The sequence below is a fragment of the Phormidium yuhuli AB48 genome (assembly GCF_023983615.1).
Taxonomy (GTDB): domain Bacteria; phylum Cyanobacteriota; class Cyanobacteriia; order Cyanobacteriales; family Geitlerinemataceae; genus Sodalinema; species Sodalinema yuhuli.
Genome location: NZ_CP098611.1, coordinates 4,046,954 through 4,063,948, shown reverse-complemented (window position 1 = coordinate 4,063,948; position 16,995 = coordinate 4,046,954). Strand labels below are relative to the sequence as shown.

Here is a 16,995-nt window from a genome sequence, read left to right as displayed (position 1 = left end):
AGATATCAAGATCTAGAGACACAAAAAATTGAACAAGACGTCCCGGATGAAGGGTTTAAAGCACCCGTCAACCTAGGCTCAAGTCAAACTTATTTAGGAGTTCTTCTGACGTTTTTGTCCGGTTTGCCCTGCCTCTTGCCTATGATAATCTCTAGGAGGGCTTTGAAAGCAAATTTAGGCAGAGCCAACATTCTGCGCCAGCGCCAGGGTTCTTGATACAGCCGATAGGCCCATTCTAAATGATTATCTCCCATCCATCGGGGGGCCCGGGGTTTCACGCCTCCCCAGATGTCAAAACTTCCCCCCACGCCAATCCAGATCGCCCGAGGACAGTGATGGCGATGCTGTTGAATCCAGAGTTCTTGTCTGGGAACTCCTAAGCCGACGAGAATCACAGCGGGCTGTTGCTGTTGTACGTCTTGCAGGAGGTGTTGCTGTTCCTCGGGGCTGAGATAGCCGTGATAGACACCGCTGAGGTTGAGGTGAGGGTAGTGCTGGCGCAGGTTCTGGGCGGCCCGTTGGATCACGTCGGGCTTCCCCCCGTAGCAGAAAACCGTTTCTTGGGGAGAAAGTTGGGAGAGGAGTTGTTGGGCTAGTTCAATTCCGGGCTGGCGGGTACAGCGTTGGCCGAGGAGTTTGAGATATAAGACAACACCGGCCCCGTCGGGGATGACTAAGTCCGCCTGCTGAATCACCTGGGCCAGTTGGGGGTTATCTTGGGCTTGCATGGTCATTTCAGCGTTGAGGGTGACCACATGCAGGCCCCGCTGCTGATCCAGTTGCGATCGCAGCCATTGGCAATAATTGGGATGCAGATGAACGGGACTACCGAGAATGGAGAGACTGGGTAAGGGGTCAGCGGTCATGGCATGATTGAGAGGTTGGCTCCACGTTGGCTTGATTGTATCTGGATTTGCTATGTCTTTAACCCTCGATCGCGTTTCCCTGATGACGGCTTCGGGGCGTTTGATGCTACTGGAGGACATTTCCCTAAGGTTAACCTGGGGCGATCGCCTGGGGGTGGTGGGAATTTCGGGGGCGGGAAAATCTCTGTTATTGCGCCTGTTGAATCGCTTACAGGATCCAACGGCGGGGAGAATTTTGTGGCGCGATCGCCCCTTGACGGAAATTCCCAGTTTGGAAGTCCGCCGTGAGATTGTTTTGGTTCCCCAGGAGTCCACGTTATTAGGGATGACGGTTCATGAGGCGATCGCCTATCCCCTCACGTTACGGGGTGTGGGAACGGCGGAGATTCAGCACCGTCTGGATGAGTGGTGCGATCGCCTCAAAATTCCCTCGGATTGGTTGCCAAAAACTGAATTACAATTATCCCTGGGTCAACGCCAATGGGTAGCCATCGCCCGGGCCTTGGCGACGCAACCCCAAGTTCTGTTACTCGATGAACCCACGTCGGCCCTGGATGTGGGCCGGGGAGAGATATTAATCAACCTCCTCAACCATCTAACTGAGGAGCGATCGCTGATTGTGGTTATGGCGAACCATCAATTGGATCAGGTGCGTCAGTTCGCCTCCCAGGTGTTGCATTTACAAGGGGGGCGTAGGGTCGCCTATGGTCCCGCTACAGACGTCGATTGGCCGGGACTTCATGATAATTTTGTGGCGGCCCGTCAACGGGCGGATGAAAACTGGAATTTGAATCCGTAACGGTTAGTTGGCCCTTAGAACAGTCCCCAGTCCTGAGAACGCAGCAGTTTGAGTTGTTCGAGGCGTTGACTGAAATAACTATGGTCCAGACGACTGTAGTTATTCATCATGGCATTGTTGACGGCGATCGCCCAACTCCACAGATGGGCCGCTTGGGTGAGGGGTTGAAACATCTCAGTTTCGATGGGTTCTAGGGAACTCACGCTCTCATAGCCGAGGAGGAACGCATCGCGAATTTTGCGACTAATGCCGGTTCGTAGGGCAATATGGAGGAATTTTGCGACGTCGAAGGCCCGCCAACCATAGCCGCATTGGTCAAAATCAAAGAGGGTGACGCGGCCATCGGGGGTGAAATGAGCATTTCCACTATGGGGGTCTCCCCAACAAATCGTCCAGTAGGGTTCCGCTTGGGGGAGGGCTTGTAGATGGGCCTTGTTCTCGGTGATGGCCTGCTCAAGATAGTGGCGATCGCTAGGACGCTCAGAGAAGAAGGGGGCCAGGGCGTACAGAGAGCGATCAAATAAATAGTCTAAGGAGAGAGGTTCGCGATGATAGCGACTGCGAAAGAAATGGGCCGCTTCATGGATGCGGGCTAAGGTTTCTCCAAGGAGGTAACTTTGGTCGGGGTTGACATCCCCTAGGGGGACTTCTCCTTCCGCAAAGGCGAATAGGGCTGCATACCGCTCCCCTTCTGGGGCGTTAATGTCCACGGCTAGGCGATTATCTATCGTTTGTAGGGGATAGGCGACGGGTAAACAGCGATCGCGACAAAATGCGAGAAATTCCAATTCAAAATAGACATCGGAACGACTGCGCCAGTGGTGATGAGAGACGCGCAAAATATAGGAGCGGGTAATGGTTTGCACGAGATAGACATCACTCAAGCCCCGGTTCCAAAAGTGACAGGAGACGACGCGATCAATGTCATAGGAGGATAAAACTTCGGAGATTAGGGCCTGGGGTGAGAGGCTGGAATAGATGGTTGGGAAGGTGGCGCGATCGCTCTCAATCTGAGCACCTGGATGAGAATATCTCCCAGGAACTCGTTGCGGTGTAAGAGACTGAAGCTTAGCGGGGGCGGGATAGAGTTGCATCATAGTAGGTGAGGAGAAACACTATTCAGTTGTGGCATGAAAGCTGTGGCGACCACTTTGAAACCATGGCATACCTGAAGCATATTTTAGCTCAAATTGCTTTTTATTGATCGGTGGATTTGCACCTGTGCGCGTCATAACTACAGTCGGATTTATTTCATCATTACGGCTCATTTTGTCAGCATTTCTTGACACAATTGACGCCGGTGAATGTCCTCTAATTGTAGCTTTGAAGACAGTTTTTGAAAAAAAATTGCGCTAGAGACCCCAGGGGTACGACCTCAAGGCCAGGGCCAATATCCTTTAAAATGACAGAGTTTGTGAGCGAGATGATGGACGAATGGAGGTGACATCAAAACAATTCAGCCAGGCTCAACGGCAACGGCTGCGGCGATCGCTCCTAGAATGGTATGGTCAGCAGGGGCGATCGCTTCCCTGGCGCGAGGAGCCAACCCCCTACCGCATCTGGATTTCGGAAGTGATGTTGCAACAGACGCAAGTTAAAACCGTTCTCCCCTACTTTGAACGGTGGATGCAGCAGTTCCCTGATGTGCAATGTTTGGCCCAAGCCGATTTACAAACGGTTCTCAAAGCTTGGGAAGGATTAGGCTACTATGCGCGGGCCCGCAATCTCCATCGCAGCGCTCAAGAGATTTGCGATCGCCACCACGGGAAATTTCCCCAAACCTATGATGAGGTTTTAGCTCTTCCCGGAATTGGTCGCAGTACCGCTGGAGCCATTCTCAGTGCTGCGTTTGGCCAAGCTGAGCCTCTCTTGGATGGTAACGTCAAGCGAGTTCTGGCCCGACTTGTGGCCCTACCCGTTCCCCCCTCGAAAGCCTTAGCGCACCTTTGGGATCTCTCCAGTCAAGTGTTAGATCCTCAGAACCCCCGAGACTTCAACCAAGCCATCATGGACCTGGGGGCCACTTGCTGCACCCCGAAAAATCCCGCCTGTCTCCTTTGTCCCTGGCGGGATGATTGTCAAGCCTATCAAACCCATACACAAAGCGATTTTCCCATGACTGAATCCCGTTCACCCCTCCCTCACAAACAAATTGGTGTCGCCGTCATTTGGAACGATCACCAACAAATCCTCATTGATCGCCGTCCCGAGGAGGGGTTACTCGGCGGCCTCTGGGAGTTCCCGGGCGGTAAACTCGAAGCCGGCGAATCCTATCCCGACTGTATTCGCCGCGAAATTCAAGAAGAACTGGCCATTGAAGTGGAGGTCGGCGAGCACCTGATTACCGTCAGCCACGCCTATAGCCACTTCAAAGTCTCCCTCCATGTCTATCACTGTCGACACCTGTCGGGAGAACCCCAAGCCCTCGAATCCCAAGAAATCCGCTGGGTGACGTTAGAGGAACTTGATGAGTTTCCCTTCCCTAAAGCCAATAGCAAGATTATTGCCGCCCTACGGGAGGCTCAAGGGACTAAGTCCCCATAAGGGAACCCCGGCTTGGGGGAAGCCGGGGTTGGGGGTTATTCCCGTTGTGGGAATCTTTTTATATTATAGCAATGCGGACGAAAGGACTTGAACCTTCACACCTTGCGGTACTAGAACCTAAATCTAGCGCGTCTACCAATTCCGCCACGTCCGCAGGGAATTTTTGCTTTGTTATCCTAGCATAGCACAAAGCATAAAGGCAAGAGCCGCAGCCACTGAAATATGGGAGCGCCCCGACCGACTATAACATAGGGTTTTCTACGGAAAAGAGTTCTTCTTCGAGTGCCGATTCTTGCACTGGACTGGGTTCCACCACATAGGGGAGACAGGCGCCCTCTAAACCGCGTTTGATATGGAGGGGGGTTTCTTCAAAGAGAACGAACAGAGGGAACACCCGTTGGGCGGCCTCGCTGTAAATGTGACGATAGCGATAGGGCATGACCCATTCATAGCCGCGATCGAGTAAGACTTGGGTTTGTCGCCAGCGTAGCAGTAGATCCGAGAGGTCTTCCTGGGGGCGGTGGATGAGGATGAAAATCTCAATCCCGACTTTCACTTGCCAGTCAGGTTCACACATGATAATCCCTAACTCGCAGGGCAAACAGACGGTTTCTCCGGCACGAATATCCAAGCCACTCAAGCCCCGTTGACTCAGCGGTTCCCGTAACCGCACGAGGGGGAAGGGCAGTAGGATGAGGCTATCGTCTGGCCGCCGTAGGCTGGGGATAGCCTCTAGGTAGGGGCGATGTTGTCGCAGCAACTCCAGGGTCTCTGGTGTGTCGCAATAGCGAGCGATCGCGTTTTCATAGGAGGATTTTTGTACAAACATAATTAAATCGGTTGCAGGCCCTAGGCTCTCTCCTCCATTCTAATCAGACTGCCGGCCGCTGACAGTGATAGCGTTGGTAGGGAATGCCGAGACGGTAGTAATCTTCGGGGATGCGATCGCAGCCTAAGCCGTCCCGCAGAAGCTGGGGCGGGTATTCAGCTTCCCGTAATCCCGGGGCAATGACCCATAAATCCCACTCGGGGACTGACGCGGAGTGGGGAAGTTGGGCCAGATGCTGCCAGGTTGGGTCATACCCCTGTTGACGAGTCAGGAACGCCATGTGAGTGCTGGGGGGGAGTTCTAGGGCGAAACTTAACCCGAGGGCGATTTCTTGACTATTTTTATAGCCGACAACCACTTCTAAGGGGATTGAGGGCGATCGCACCAACTGTTGGGCAATTTGACGGGGATGATAGGGTTTCTCAAAGGCCCAACCGGAAACCACCACTAGGCTACTGATACAGCCGATGACTAAGACGAGCGGGGAACCGTTCGGGGAGTCATGGCGGCTCAAGGCAGCAGCCACTAAGGCACAGAGGCTGGGATAATAGACAAAGTGATAGCGGGGGGCGACGGTGATATCTTTGCCTAAGCCATAGACGATGATGGCAAACCCCAGAAGTGTCCAAAGGGTGACGAGGAGAAAGACCAGTAGGGGTAAACGGCCGGATGTCTCGGACCATAGCCGTTGAGCGCCCCGCCAGGTCATTGAGGCCAGCCAGGCGGTGATTCCCAGCATCAGGAGTCCGCTGGGGATGGCGATCGCCCAGGGTTGCTGTTCGATGGGCAAGGTTACCCACATCACCACCCAACTGGCTAGGGTTTGTCCGATGGGGGCTAAATTATCTGTCCAACTGGGTTCAAACGGTTGGAACCACCGGGTTTCGGAGCGTTGTAGATGTTGACTGAGTTGAGAGAGCCAGGGGAGAAAGAGCAGGCCGGGGAGTATAGCCGCTAGGGAGTCGGCTATGGCCGGGGGGGAGAATCTCTGAGGGGTTGGCTTGGATGCTGGATTCCCATTCAGACGAGTCCAGCCTAGATGTAGGGTGAGATAGGTGGCAATTTGGGCGAGATAGGCGATCGCCATGAAGTAATGGCTATAGAGGCCAATGGTATGGCAGATGACCCAGAGGGGGCGAGTTCCCATGGGTGGGGGGCGATCGCCCAAACGGCAACGCAGCCCAGACAGCAGGGCCCCTAAACTCAGACTAATAAGTACCAGGGGCAGGGTATAGTGACGCGCTTCTTGAGAGAGATAGACGGCGAAGGGAGATAGGGCCACGAGTCCCGCTGTCAGCAGTCCTATCTGGGGGGATAGGGCCAGGCGATTGAGCCAGTACATGGCGGCGATGAGGGCCACTCCTAAGAGGGCTGGGAGCGATCGCAACTGGTCGGCTAAGGACAAGTCGAGGGGGGCCAAGAGCCGCAACCACTGTTGAAGCCAGCAGAAAAATAGGGGCGGATGGGTGGACTCGCGAGCCAGAGTTGTGGCAATATCTCGACAGCTTGCCTCGGGATTGAGACTGAGAGATGTGGGCAAGTCTGAGAGGGGGAAAAAGTGACCCTGAGGGATATCGGCCATCTCTCGCCCTAAACTGAAGATGGCGGTTAGGACTTCATCAAGCCATAGGGCTTTGTCCCCTAAGGTGAGCAACCGTATTAGGGTTCCTCCGAGAAGTAGCAGCAGTAGTTGAGGGTTTACCCGAACGGGTTTCATGGGGGGGAGAAGAGGGGACACCACAGAGTCGCGGAGGACACAGAGGAGGAAGGGGGAACAGGGAACAGGGAACAGGGAACAGCGTGGGACTGTACCGGAAGTGGTGCGCCCTTAGTTTTGATCGTTTGTTTTCAGGTGGCGTTGTAGGGTATCTGAGAGCTTTTCGGCAATTCCGGCAATCCAGGTTTCATCTTGTTTGGTGTAACTGCGCGGTGCGTTGGCTCCCAAAATCATTAAGCCTTCTGCGCCAATGGGTTGACAAATTACACCTTGTGTGTTAACGGGTAAATAATTAAATTCGATGCGACCGGGGTAGAGGTCGAGTTTCACGAGATAAATCGGTTTTTGGGTTTTGAGGGCCCGTTGGGCGATCGCCCCTAATTCGACGCTCGTTTGCTCTGCCAAGATACCGCGCCGCATTAGAACTCGTCCTTGATACCAGACCACTAGGGTTTTCGTGACGGTGTTGGTTAGTAATAACTGAGAGGACCAGGCTAACTCCCGCTGCACAGTTTCCGGTAAGTCTGGGTCCAGTTCTAACCCCTCCTTTCCTTGCAAAATCACAGAATCTGGGGGTTTCGGTTGTACCCGTTGCCAGAGTAACCCAGTCAAAATCAGGACAGCACAAATAATCGCCCCCAGAACATCTGAACGCACTTGCCAGGTGGTTAGATTATCCGTCAAGAGACGATTCACAAGTAGTAGAGTCCCGCCGAGAGACCCCACTACAATGGGGAGTTGTCGTAATAGGGCGTTGGTATCGGACATGGGGAGAGGGGAACAGGGAACAGGGAACAGGGAACAGGCAAGAGGCAAGAGGCAAGAGGCAAGAGGCAAGAGGCAAGAGGCAAGAGGCAAGAGAACAACTGCCTTCCCCTCCTGGGAGGGGTTGGGGGTGGGTTATGCCTTCTTCCCCCTTTTGCCTTTTGCCTTCCCCTCCTGGGAGGGGTTAGGGGTGGGTTATGCCTTTTGCCTAATTCCCCCTTTTGCCTTTTGCCTTCCCCTCCTGGGAGGGGTTAGGGGTGGGTTATGCCTCTTGCCTTCTTCCCCTACTCCTCTCCCGGTTCAATGATGCGCTGGAAGAGATACCCCGTTCCGCGCGCAGTGAGAATTAACTCGGGGTTGCTGGGGTCTTCTTCGAGTTTAGCCCGCAGTCGGGAGATGTGAACATCCACCACGCGGGTATCGACATGACGTTCGGGGGTGTATCCCCAGACTTCTTGTAGAATTTCTGAGCGGGAGAAGGGTTCCCCAGAGCGGCTGACGAGTAACTCTAATAAGCTAAACTCCATCCCCGTTAGACGGATGCGCTCATCCCCTTTATAGACTTGGCGTTTGTTGGTGTCTATGCGAATCGTATTGACTTGGATAACGCCAGAACTGGGGATGCCTGTACTATTGATTTTATCCACTCGTCGTAAGACTGAGCGAATCCTAGCTTCAAGTTCTTTGGGCGAGAAGGGTTTGACAACATAGTCATCCGCCCCTAACTCAAGTCCTGTGATGCGATCGGCGACATCACCGAGAGCCGTCAACATGATAATGGGGACATCAGACTCCTTGCGGAGTTCCTGACAGACCCCATAACCATCGAGTTTTGGCATCATCACATCCAAGACCACCAAGTCAGGTTGACTGTCGCGGAAGGTGTCGAGTGCTTCTTCACCATCAGCCGCCGTCACCACGTCGTAGCCAATCATGGCGAGGCGGGTTTCGAGAATACGACGGATGCTGGCTTCATCATCAACAACGAGAATTTTTTCTTTTTGACTATCCAATGTCCTTCAAGCCTCTTAAACGAACCTTTGTTTTGATAAAGTTTGTTACCGTACACTATAAGATACTACCCTATTGGAGTTAAGAATCAAGTCGAAATCCTGTCTAGGGTTATCTTTCAGGGTTTTGTGACCGGTTGAACTCCTCTGAGAAGCGGAAACGATAACGGCCCTTGTCCCTACTCACTGAGTCATTATGGCAAAGCCTCGTACAATTTATGTCTGTCAGGAATGCGGTGCTGAGTTTCCTCAATATTTTGGTCGTTGTACGAATTGTGGGGCCTGGAACTCGTTAGTAGAAACGGAACCGGTTGAGGCCCTAACAACCACTCGTCCGGCGAGTGCGGTGGCCTGGAACCGTAACCTCGGCATCACTCACGGGGAAAAGTCGGAGGGACAACCTCGGGCCTCGGTTCGCTTATCGGAAATTGCTGAGGCGTCGGTGACTCGGATGTCGTCGGGGTATGAGGAACTCAATCGGGTTCTGGGAGGGGGGATTGTTCCGGGTTCCTTGGTGCTGATTGGTGGGGAACCGGGGATTGGCAAATCGACCCTGTTGTTGCAAACGGCGAGCGGTTTGGCTCAACGGTGGCGGGTGCTGTATGTGTCGGCGGAGGAGTCGGGACAACAGATTAAGTTACGGGCCCAGCGACTTCTGGATGGCCATCCCCATGTTGAGGTCTCTGATGAGGCGGAGGCTGAGTATGTGTCAGGACCTCAGGGGGGGTCCCATTCGCCGGCTGGAGGGAGGGTTCGTGAGGGACATTCTTCCCAGGAGGGGGGTGCTGAGTTGGGGGTCGGCTCCCTGGCGGTGGAACCGAATTTCTTTCTGTTACCAGAGACGGATTTGGAGGCGATTTTACGGGAGTTGGAGTCTTTAAAGCCGGATTTTGCGGTGATTGATAGTATTCAGACGATTTATTTTTCCTCTCTGACGTCGGCACCAGGTTCGGTGGCTCAGGTCCGTGAATGTACCTCGGCGTTAATGCAGGTGGCGAAACGGGAAAATATTACCCTGTTTGTGGTGGGCCATGTGACCAAAGATGGTTCGATCGCCGGACCGAGGGTGTTAGAACATTTGGTGGATACGGTGTTGTTTTTTGAGGGCGATCGCTTTGCCAGTCACCGGATTCTGCGCTCGATGAAAAATCGCTTTGGGGCTACCCATGAGATTGGCGTGTTTGAAATGATTGCCAATGGCTTGCGGGAGGTGTCTAACCCCTCGGAACTATTTATGGGAAGCCGTGATGAAACGGTGTCGGGAACCTGTACGGTGGTGGCCTGTGAGGGGACGCGGCCGATTTTGGTGGAGTTACAGGCCCTGGTGAGTCCGGCGAGTTTTGGCTCCCCTCGCCGCAGTGCGACAGGGATTGATAGTAATCGTTTACAACAGATTTTGGCGGTGTTGGAGAAGCGGGTAGGGGTTCCTCTGTCGAAGTTGGATACGTATTTGGCTTCGGTGGGGGGGATTCGGGTGGAGGAACCGGCGGCCGATTTGGGGGTGGCGATCGCCGTGGTGTCAGGGTTTCGCGATCGCCTGGTGGACCCCCATACGGTTCTGATTGGGGAAGTGGGGTTGGGGGGACAGGTGCGTCAGGTCTCTCAGTTAGAATTACGGTTACGAGAAGCGGCTAAACTAGGATTCAAACGCGCCATCATCCCCAAAGGACAAAATCCCCCGGAGTTAGGGTTAACCCTAATTCCCGTTGCCCGAGTTCTCGATGCTATCTTGGAGGCAATTCCCTCAGCATCTACAGGGTCCTCGATGGCCCTGGAAGCGGGAGCAGACTCCTCAGGGTTAAGTCTTCCTACCCTAGATTCAGTGGATGATGACGAGGATTGGGATGATGATTTAGCCAGTCCCGGTGCAGCAGAAACTGACCTGTTCTAGACGCTCAACGTCCTCGTTTGAGCAAGTGATCTGACAGATTCGTTCCCATGGGGTTGATGTGGGTTAGTGACCTTGAACCCCATGGCCTATACCTGTCCTGTTGTTTTGCCATGTCCACTCAAGTCTTGATGATGCACCGAGCCTTGTTGTTTATCTTCCTTGGGCAAGACTCCTGGGTCGGTATATTGGGGTTAGAGAATCCACCCCTAATCGGGGGGTTTCTCAGCTTGACTGTTTTGGGAGTCTGGCTGGCCCTAGCCAAGCGCTCTGTGCGTCAGCCTCAACCCGTCGCTCACTTACCCAGTCCTACGTCTGTTACTATGCCTGACACCCCCCAGGACTCATCCTTGGAGTCTTTACAAGCTCTACAAAAACTGCGCTTATTGGTTGAACAGAGTCCCCTCGCTGTCATTGAGTGGGACCACAATTTCTGTGTGGTGGCCTGGAATCCAGCGGCCGAAAGGATATTTGGCTATTCCCAATCTGAGGTCTTGGGAAAACACGCCAGTGAGATTCTTGTCCCGGAAGCCGATCGCCCTCATGTGGATGCGGTTTGGTCGGCTCTGTTGCAACAGGAGGGAGGCAGTCGCAGTACGAACACTAATGTCAATCGGGAGGGGGAACTCCTGTACTGTGAATGGTATAACACCCCGATTGTCAATCCCCAGGGTGAGGTGATTGGGGTGGCCTCGTTGGTGCAAAATATCAGCCAACGACGACAGGCAGAAGAGGCCCTGCATCAAGCTTATGCGGATTTAGAGGCTCGGGTTCGCGATCGCACAGCAGAACTCTCCCAAGCCAATGAACAACTCACCCGAGAAATCCAGGAGCGGGAACGCCTTGAAGGGGAACGCTCGGAGTTTTCGGCTCTGTTACAAGCAACCTTTGATTCCACGGCCGACGGGATTGTGGCGACGGACGAAAATTTAGAAATTATTACCTACAATCGTCAGTTTCAGGAACTGTGGGAGTTGCCGAATTCTCTGTTAGCGAAACGGAAAGGCTGGGAGGTTATCGCAGCGATTGAACCCCTCCTGTCTGACCCCCAGGCGTTTAAACGAAAGGTCTATTTTCTCTTAGAGCATCCCGAGGAGAATAGTTTTGATCAAGTTTATCTCAAGGATGGACGGGTGTTTGAACGCTATTCTCAACCCCAGATTATTGGCGATCGCATTGTGGGCCGGGTTTGGAATTTTCGTGATGTGACGGAACGCCAACGTACGGAGGAGGGATTACGCTTAACCCAGTTCGCCGTGGATGCTTGTGCGGATTTGGTCTTTTGGCTAGACTCTCAGGGCAATTTTACCTATGTCAATGATGCCGCCTGTAAGGTATTGGGCTACGACCGGGAACAACTCCTCAGCCGCCGTGTTTTTGATCTCGACCCAACCATGACTCCCGAGATCTGGCAACAGCATTGGCAAGCCTTACGAGAACAGTCGTCGTTGCAGTTGGACGTGTTCCATATTGCGGCGAATGGAGAAAAAATCCCCATGGCGATTACGGCCAATTATGTCCATTTGGGTGAGACGGAGTTAAATTGCGCCTTTGGCCGGGATATCCGCGATCGCGTGCGCGCGGAAACGGCATTGCGGGAGAGTGAGCAACGCTTTCGTGATGTTTCTGAGGCGGCGGGGGAATATCTCTGGGAAATGGATTTACAGGCCCGTTATACCTTCGTCAGCGATCGGGTCCTAGCGGTGAAAGGCTACCCGTCGGGTCAAGTTTTAGGGGAAACGCCCTTTAAGTTTATGGTGGCAGAGGATATCCCTCAGGTGCGACAGACCTTAGACCGAGCCACGGAGCGCGGCACCAGTTTCAAACTTGAATACCGCGATCGCCTCCCTGATGGAACAGTGGTCTGGGAGGAGGTCAATGGTATTCCCCTATTTGATGATGAGGGCAATGTCAATGGCTTTCGTGGTGCCGGGTTAAGCATCACTGAACGCAAGCAGAATGAGGAAAGTCTGCGTCGTCAATTCCTAGCTGTTGAGGCGGCCATGGATGGAATTGCCCTCCTCAACGCTCATGAAGGAACCTATGCCTATCTCAATCAAGCTCATGTGGAGTTGTTTGGCTATAACCGTCCTGAAGAGTTGATGGGTCAGACCTGGCATCATCTGTACCCCCCCCAAGAAGTCACACGCATTGAACAAGAGATCTTCCCCATATTGGAGCGCGATCGCCATTGGCGTGGGGATACCTTAGCGCAACGTCGAGATGGGAGTACCTTTTGGCAGGAAGTCTCTCTGTCCATGACGGAGGATGGACTCTTAGTGTGCGCTTGTCGCGATGTAACGGAGGCGCGCAGCATGTTAAGTGCCTTGCAGGAGAGTGAAGAGCGCTTCCGTCAACTGTCCGAGAACATTGATAGTGTCTTCTGGATTAGTCATCCTCAAACGTTGCAAGTTCTCTATGTCAGTTCAGCGTATGAACGACTTTGGGGTCATCCCGCCACAGAACTCTATCGAGATGGCAAAAAGTTTATTGAGGGGATTCATCCCGAGGATCGCCCTCGTATTCTCAACGACCTGAGAAACCCAGTCTCAGACCATTACAATCGGGAATATCGGCTGCTTCATCCTGATGGAAGCTTACGTTGGATTCGGGCCCGAGCCTTCCCGGTGCGCGATGATGCGGGGCAACTTTATCGGGTTGTTGGGGTAGCCGAAGATATTAGTGATATTAAACTAGCCGAAGCAGCTCTAGAACGACAACTGCAACGGGAACGCCTCCTCTCGACCATTTCTCAACGCATCCGTCAATCCCTAGATCTTGAGTCGGTGATGCAAACCTCCGTCGACCAAGTCCGGCAGTTTCTGCATACGGATCGGGTGGTGCTGTATAAGTTTCATCCCGATTGGAGTGGCAATATTGTGGTGGAATCCGTCGAACCCGGCTGTCTACAACTGTTGGGACGCACTATTGAAGACCCTTGTTTCCGGGGCAATTATGTCAATTCCTATCGCGAGGGACGCATTAGTGCCCTCGATGATATTGAGGCGGTTCCTCTGGATGAATGTCATCGCAATTTGCTCCGTCAACTTCAGGTGCGGGCGAATCTGGTGGTTCCGGTGGTTCTGAACCATAATCCCCAGGATCAGACCTCTGGAGGAATGATGGAGGATGGGAGCCAACTTTGGGGTTTGTTGGTGGCCCATGAATGTCGTCAACCCCGACCTTGGCAACGTTCGGAGATTGAATTACTTCAGCAACTGAGTGTCCAAGTGGCGATCGCCATTGGCCAATCCCAACTCTACGCTCAGGCTCAGGCGGAGGTGATGGAACGCCAACAGGCGGAACAACGGTTACGGGAAAGTGAAGCGACAATTCGCTCCCTTTATGAGGTGACGGCAAATCAGAGTTTAGAGTTTGAGACTCGTCTGGCCCAGGTGGTGAAGATGGGGGCGGAACGCTTCAAGATGGACATTGGGACCATTGGCCGCGTCGATGGCGATCGCTATGAACTCCTCTCGGTCTATATCCCAGACCGGGCCCTAATTCCCCCGGTTCCAGGGGATAGTTTTAATCTCGCTGAAACCTTTGATGGCCTACTGCTAGAGGAAATCCGCCGTCACCCTAATGTGGGACAGGTGTTAGCCATTGAACAGATTGAAAATTCCCCTTGGCAGGATGTGGGGGGTCATCGTTTGCGGGGCTTGCAGTCCTATTTTGGGGTGGCGATTCTGGTGGGTGGGGATGTTTATGGAACCCTCTCTTTTTGCTCGCCTCAACCGCGAGGAGCGGGCCCGTTTTCTGAGGCCGATTGTGAACTGTTGCGCCTGATGGCTCAATGGGTGGGTGGGGAGATTGAGCGCCATTCGGCTCAGAAGGAGGTGCAACGCTCTTTTAAACGAACCTTGTTGTTGCGGACGATTACCCAAGAGATTCGCTCCAAACTCGATTTACAGGAGATTTGCCAAACCACATGTACGCTTCTAGGGGGCGCAATCCACAGCGATCGCTGTCTGTTATATGCCTATGAGGAGGAGCCGCAACCCCAGGCCCCGATGATGGCAGAATATCTCAGCCCGGAGACGGTCTCGATCATGGGGTTTAATCTCTCGGTGATTGGCAACCCCCATCTCGAAAAGGTGTTACGGAGCGATCGCGCGGTTCCAGTAAGCAATGTCTTTGAGGATCCGGTTCTCAATAGCCTAGCGTCCCTCTCCCGGGAGATCTCCTTAAAATCGATGTTGGCTGTGCGCACCTCCTATAAGGGGAAGGTGAACGGCTTGATTGTCTTGCAACAGTGCGATCGCTTCCGCTATTGGAGACAAAGTGAAATTGAGTTAGTGGAGTCGGTGGCGGATCAGGTGGGAATTGCCGTGGCACAAGGGCAACTCCTGGAACGGGAAACCCACCAACGGGAACAACTGGCTCAACAAAATCTGGCCCTGGAACAGGCCCGTCAGGCGGCGGAGGCGGCGAACCAGGCTAAAAGCGAGTTTTTGGCGACCATGAGCCATGAGATTCGTACCCCAATGAATGCGGTGATTGGGATGACGGGCTTATTGTTGGATATGGATCTGACCCTGGAGCAGCGAGATTTTGTGGAAACGATTCGCACCAGTGGGGATGCCCTGTTGACAATTATCAATGACATCCTGGATTTCTCGAAAATTGAAGCCGGGAAGTTAGATCTCGAAGAACATCCCTTTGAGTTACGCACTTGTGTGGAAGGGGCGTTGGATCTGTTAGCCTCACGAGCGGCGGAAAAAGGCATTGAATTGGCTTGTTTTATTGAACCCTCGGTTCCCAATAGTGTGATGGGTGATGTGACGCGGCTGCGCCAGATTTTGGTGAATCTGTTGGGGAATGCCATTAAGTTTACGGCCCGGGGTGAGGTGGTGCTGTCGGTCGCGGCGTCACCGCTTCAGGAGGATTCGCTCGCGGAGGTGATGGATAGTTCTCATCAGCATCCCACCCATCAAATTCAAATTTCTGTCCGGGATACGGGGATTGGGATTCCTCAAGAACGCTTAGATCGCCTCTTTAAACCCTTTAGTCAGGTGGATGCTTCGACCACTCGGGAATATGGGGGAACGGGGTTGGGATTGGCCATCGCCCAGCGACTCTGTCAGTTGATGGGGGGACGGATGTGGGTTGAGAGTGTGGTCAATGTGGGCTCGACGTTCTCCTTTACGTTTAGGGCCCGGGCGATCGCCCTCTCCCGTCTACGGGATCTGACCCAAACCCAACCGGATTTACAACAGGCTCGGATTCTGGTGGTGGATGACAACGCCACCAATCGCCAGATTCTGGTTCGCCAAACCCAATTTTGGGGAATGCAACCCTTTGCAGCCGCGTCGGGAGCGGAGGCGTTGGTGCTCCTGGAGGATGGGGCCCGGTTTGATGTGGCCGTATTGGATATGCAGATGCCCCAAATGGATGGGTTGACCTTAGCGAAAAAGATTCGTCAACGGCCCGAGGGGGCAAACTTACCCCTGGTGATGTTTACGTCAATTGGCAAGCCGGAGATTCGTCGGGATTATGAGAGTCTCAATTTTGTGGCGTTTCTCAATAAGCCCATTAAACAATCTCAACTCTATGATGTCTTGGTGGCGGCTCTGGGACAGGGGGTGATGCAACCCCAACCCTTACCGCTTCCGAAGCCTGAACCCAAGCCCCTAGGTGGTTTCAATCTGCGGATTCTCCTGGCCGAAGATAATGCCATTAATCAAAAGGTGGCGTTACGGATTCTTGAGCGCATGGGCTATCGTGCTGATGTGGCAGCTAATGGTTTGGAGGTGATTGGTGCCCTGCACCGACAACCCTATGATGTGATTTTGATGGATGTGCAAATGCCGGAGTTAGATGGGTTGGAAACAACTCGTCGTATTGTCAAGGATTCGGCAACCTTCCCTTTCCCGAAACCTCGGATTATTGCCATGACGGCCAATGCTATGCAGGGCGATCGTGAAACCTGTTTGGCGGCGGGGATGGATGATTATGTGAGTAAACCGATTCGGGTGGAGCAGTTGGCCAAGGCTTTAGCTCAATGTACCCCCATTTCTCCGGAGCTGATCCGGCCAAGAACAATCCCAACTCCGGGGACGCCGACTCCAAACCCGAGTCCGCCGGTGGCTTCTAGTTCCCCGAGTTCCTTAAGCCCTGCCCCAACCCCTGAGCTGACTCCACTGGGGGGGGAGATACCGGTGTTGAATCCTGAGGCGTTGGAATCTCTTTGGTTACTGGTGGGAGAGGATGACTCACAAATGTTTTTGGAAGTCATTGAGAGTTATTTGCAGGAGGTGCCCCAACACCTGTCGGAATGTCAGGAGGCGATCGCTAAACAGGATAAGGTGCGGCTACAGCGGCTAGTCCACACGCTCAAGTCCACCAGCGCAACCCTCGGGGCGACCCACCTCTCTCAAGCCTGTTCAGATTTTGAACAACGAGCTTTGGGGGCAACGGCGGCGGAACATGAACAACGGCTTGCCCACCTGTTAGACCAGTATCAACCGGTGAAACAGGCCTTACTGGATTTACGGGAGAAGACTCGTCAGAGGCTAACGTCTCAGGAGTTCTAGGGTTGAGTGAGACTGTGATAACGGGCCCGAGCGGCTTTCTC

The 16,995-nt window shown here is 53.5% G+C and carries 11 protein-coding genes and 1 tRNA gene; 4 read left to right on the top strand and 8 right to left on the bottom strand.

Features of this window, described 5'->3' with window-relative positions; genetic code table 11:
• Positions 1–89 precede the first annotated feature (89 nt).
• Positions 90–866 carry a WecB/TagA/CpsF family glycosyltransferase gene (locus tag NEA10_RS17455; RefSeq protein ID WP_252662622.1) on the bottom strand — a complete coding sequence of 259 codons (777 nt, stop codon included), beginning with the start codon at positions 864–866 and terminating at the stop codon, positions 90–92.
• A gap of 52 nt (positions 867–918) precedes the next feature.
• Here NEA10_RS17455 and NEA10_RS17450 point away from each other — a divergent pair, with 52 nt between their 5' ends.
• A complete protein-coding gene (locus NEA10_RS17450; protein ID WP_252662621.1) occupies positions 919–1,665 on the top strand; it encodes an ABC transporter ATP-binding protein in 747 nt (248 codons plus the stop codon).
• A gap of 14 nt (positions 1,666–1,679) precedes the next feature.
• Here the strand turns inward: NEA10_RS17450 and NEA10_RS17445 are convergent, their stop codons facing one another.
• Both NEA10_RS17445 and NEA10_RS17440 read right to left on the bottom strand, forming a co-directional pair.
• Entirely contained in the window at positions 1,680–2,762 is a 1,083-nt protein-coding gene (locus NEA10_RS17445) for a phosphotransferase (RefSeq protein ID WP_252662620.1), read from the bottom strand.
• A gap of 18 nt (positions 2,763–2,780) precedes the next feature.
• A complete protein-coding gene (locus NEA10_RS17440; protein WP_252662619.1) occupies positions 2,781–2,933 on the bottom strand; it encodes a hypothetical protein in 153 nt (50 codons plus the stop codon).
• 172 nt (positions 2,934–3,105) lie between these two features.
• Here NEA10_RS17440 and mutY point away from each other — a divergent pair, with 172 nt between their 5' ends.
• Positions 3,106–4,209, top strand: a complete 1,104-nt coding sequence (gene mutY / locus NEA10_RS17435; protein WP_252662618.1) for an A/G-specific adenine glycosylase — start codon at positions 3,106–3,108, stop codon at positions 4,207–4,209.
• 72 nt (positions 4,210–4,281) lie between these two features.
• Here the strand turns inward: mutY and NEA10_RS17430 are convergent.
• The 5 genes from NEA10_RS17430 to rpaB form a co-directional block, all read right to left on the bottom strand.
• A tRNA-Leu gene (locus NEA10_RS17430) sits at positions 4,282–4,363 on the bottom strand.
• A gap of 87 nt (positions 4,364–4,450) precedes the next feature.
• Entirely contained in the window at positions 4,451–5,038 is a 588-nt protein-coding gene (locus tag NEA10_RS17425; RefSeq protein WP_252662617.1) for a hypothetical protein, read from the bottom strand.
• A 43-nt stretch (positions 5,039–5,081) separates the two neighbouring features.
• Positions 5,082–6,755: a glycosyltransferase family 39 protein gene (locus tag NEA10_RS17420; protein WP_252662616.1), complete on the bottom strand. Its 1,674-nt coding sequence runs from the start codon at positions 6,753–6,755 to the stop codon at positions 5,082–5,084.
• A 111-nt stretch (positions 6,756–6,866) separates the two neighbouring features.
• Positions 6,867–7,523 carry a cofactor assembly of complex C subunit B gene (locus NEA10_RS17415; RefSeq protein WP_252662615.1) on the bottom strand — a complete coding sequence of 219 codons (657 nt, stop codon included), beginning with the start codon at positions 7,521–7,523 and terminating at the stop codon, positions 6,867–6,869.
• A 281-nt stretch (positions 7,524–7,804) separates the two neighbouring features.
• The gene (gene rpaB, locus NEA10_RS17410) at positions 7,805–8,533 is read right to left on the bottom strand and encodes a response regulator transcription factor RpaB (RefSeq protein ID WP_068787930.1); all 729 of its coding nucleotides are present in this window, start codon (positions 8,531–8,533) and stop codon (positions 7,805–7,807) included.
• A 193-nt stretch (positions 8,534–8,726) separates the two neighbouring features.
• On the opposite strand from rpaB, the gene radA reads away from it, so the two are divergent.
• Positions 8,727–10,421, top strand: coding sequence for a DNA repair protein RadA (radA, locus tag NEA10_RS17405; RefSeq protein ID WP_252662614.1), 1,695 nt, complete (start codon positions 8,727–8,729; stop codon positions 10,419–10,421).
• Positions 10,422–10,531: 110 nt separating this feature from the next.
• Positions 10,532–16,954 (top strand): PAS domain S-box protein, encoded by a 6,423-nt coding sequence (locus NEA10_RS17400; protein WP_252662613.1) that lies wholly within the window; start codon positions 10,532–10,534, stop codon positions 16,952–16,954.
• The last annotated feature ends 41 nt before the right edge of the window (positions 16,955–16,995 follow it).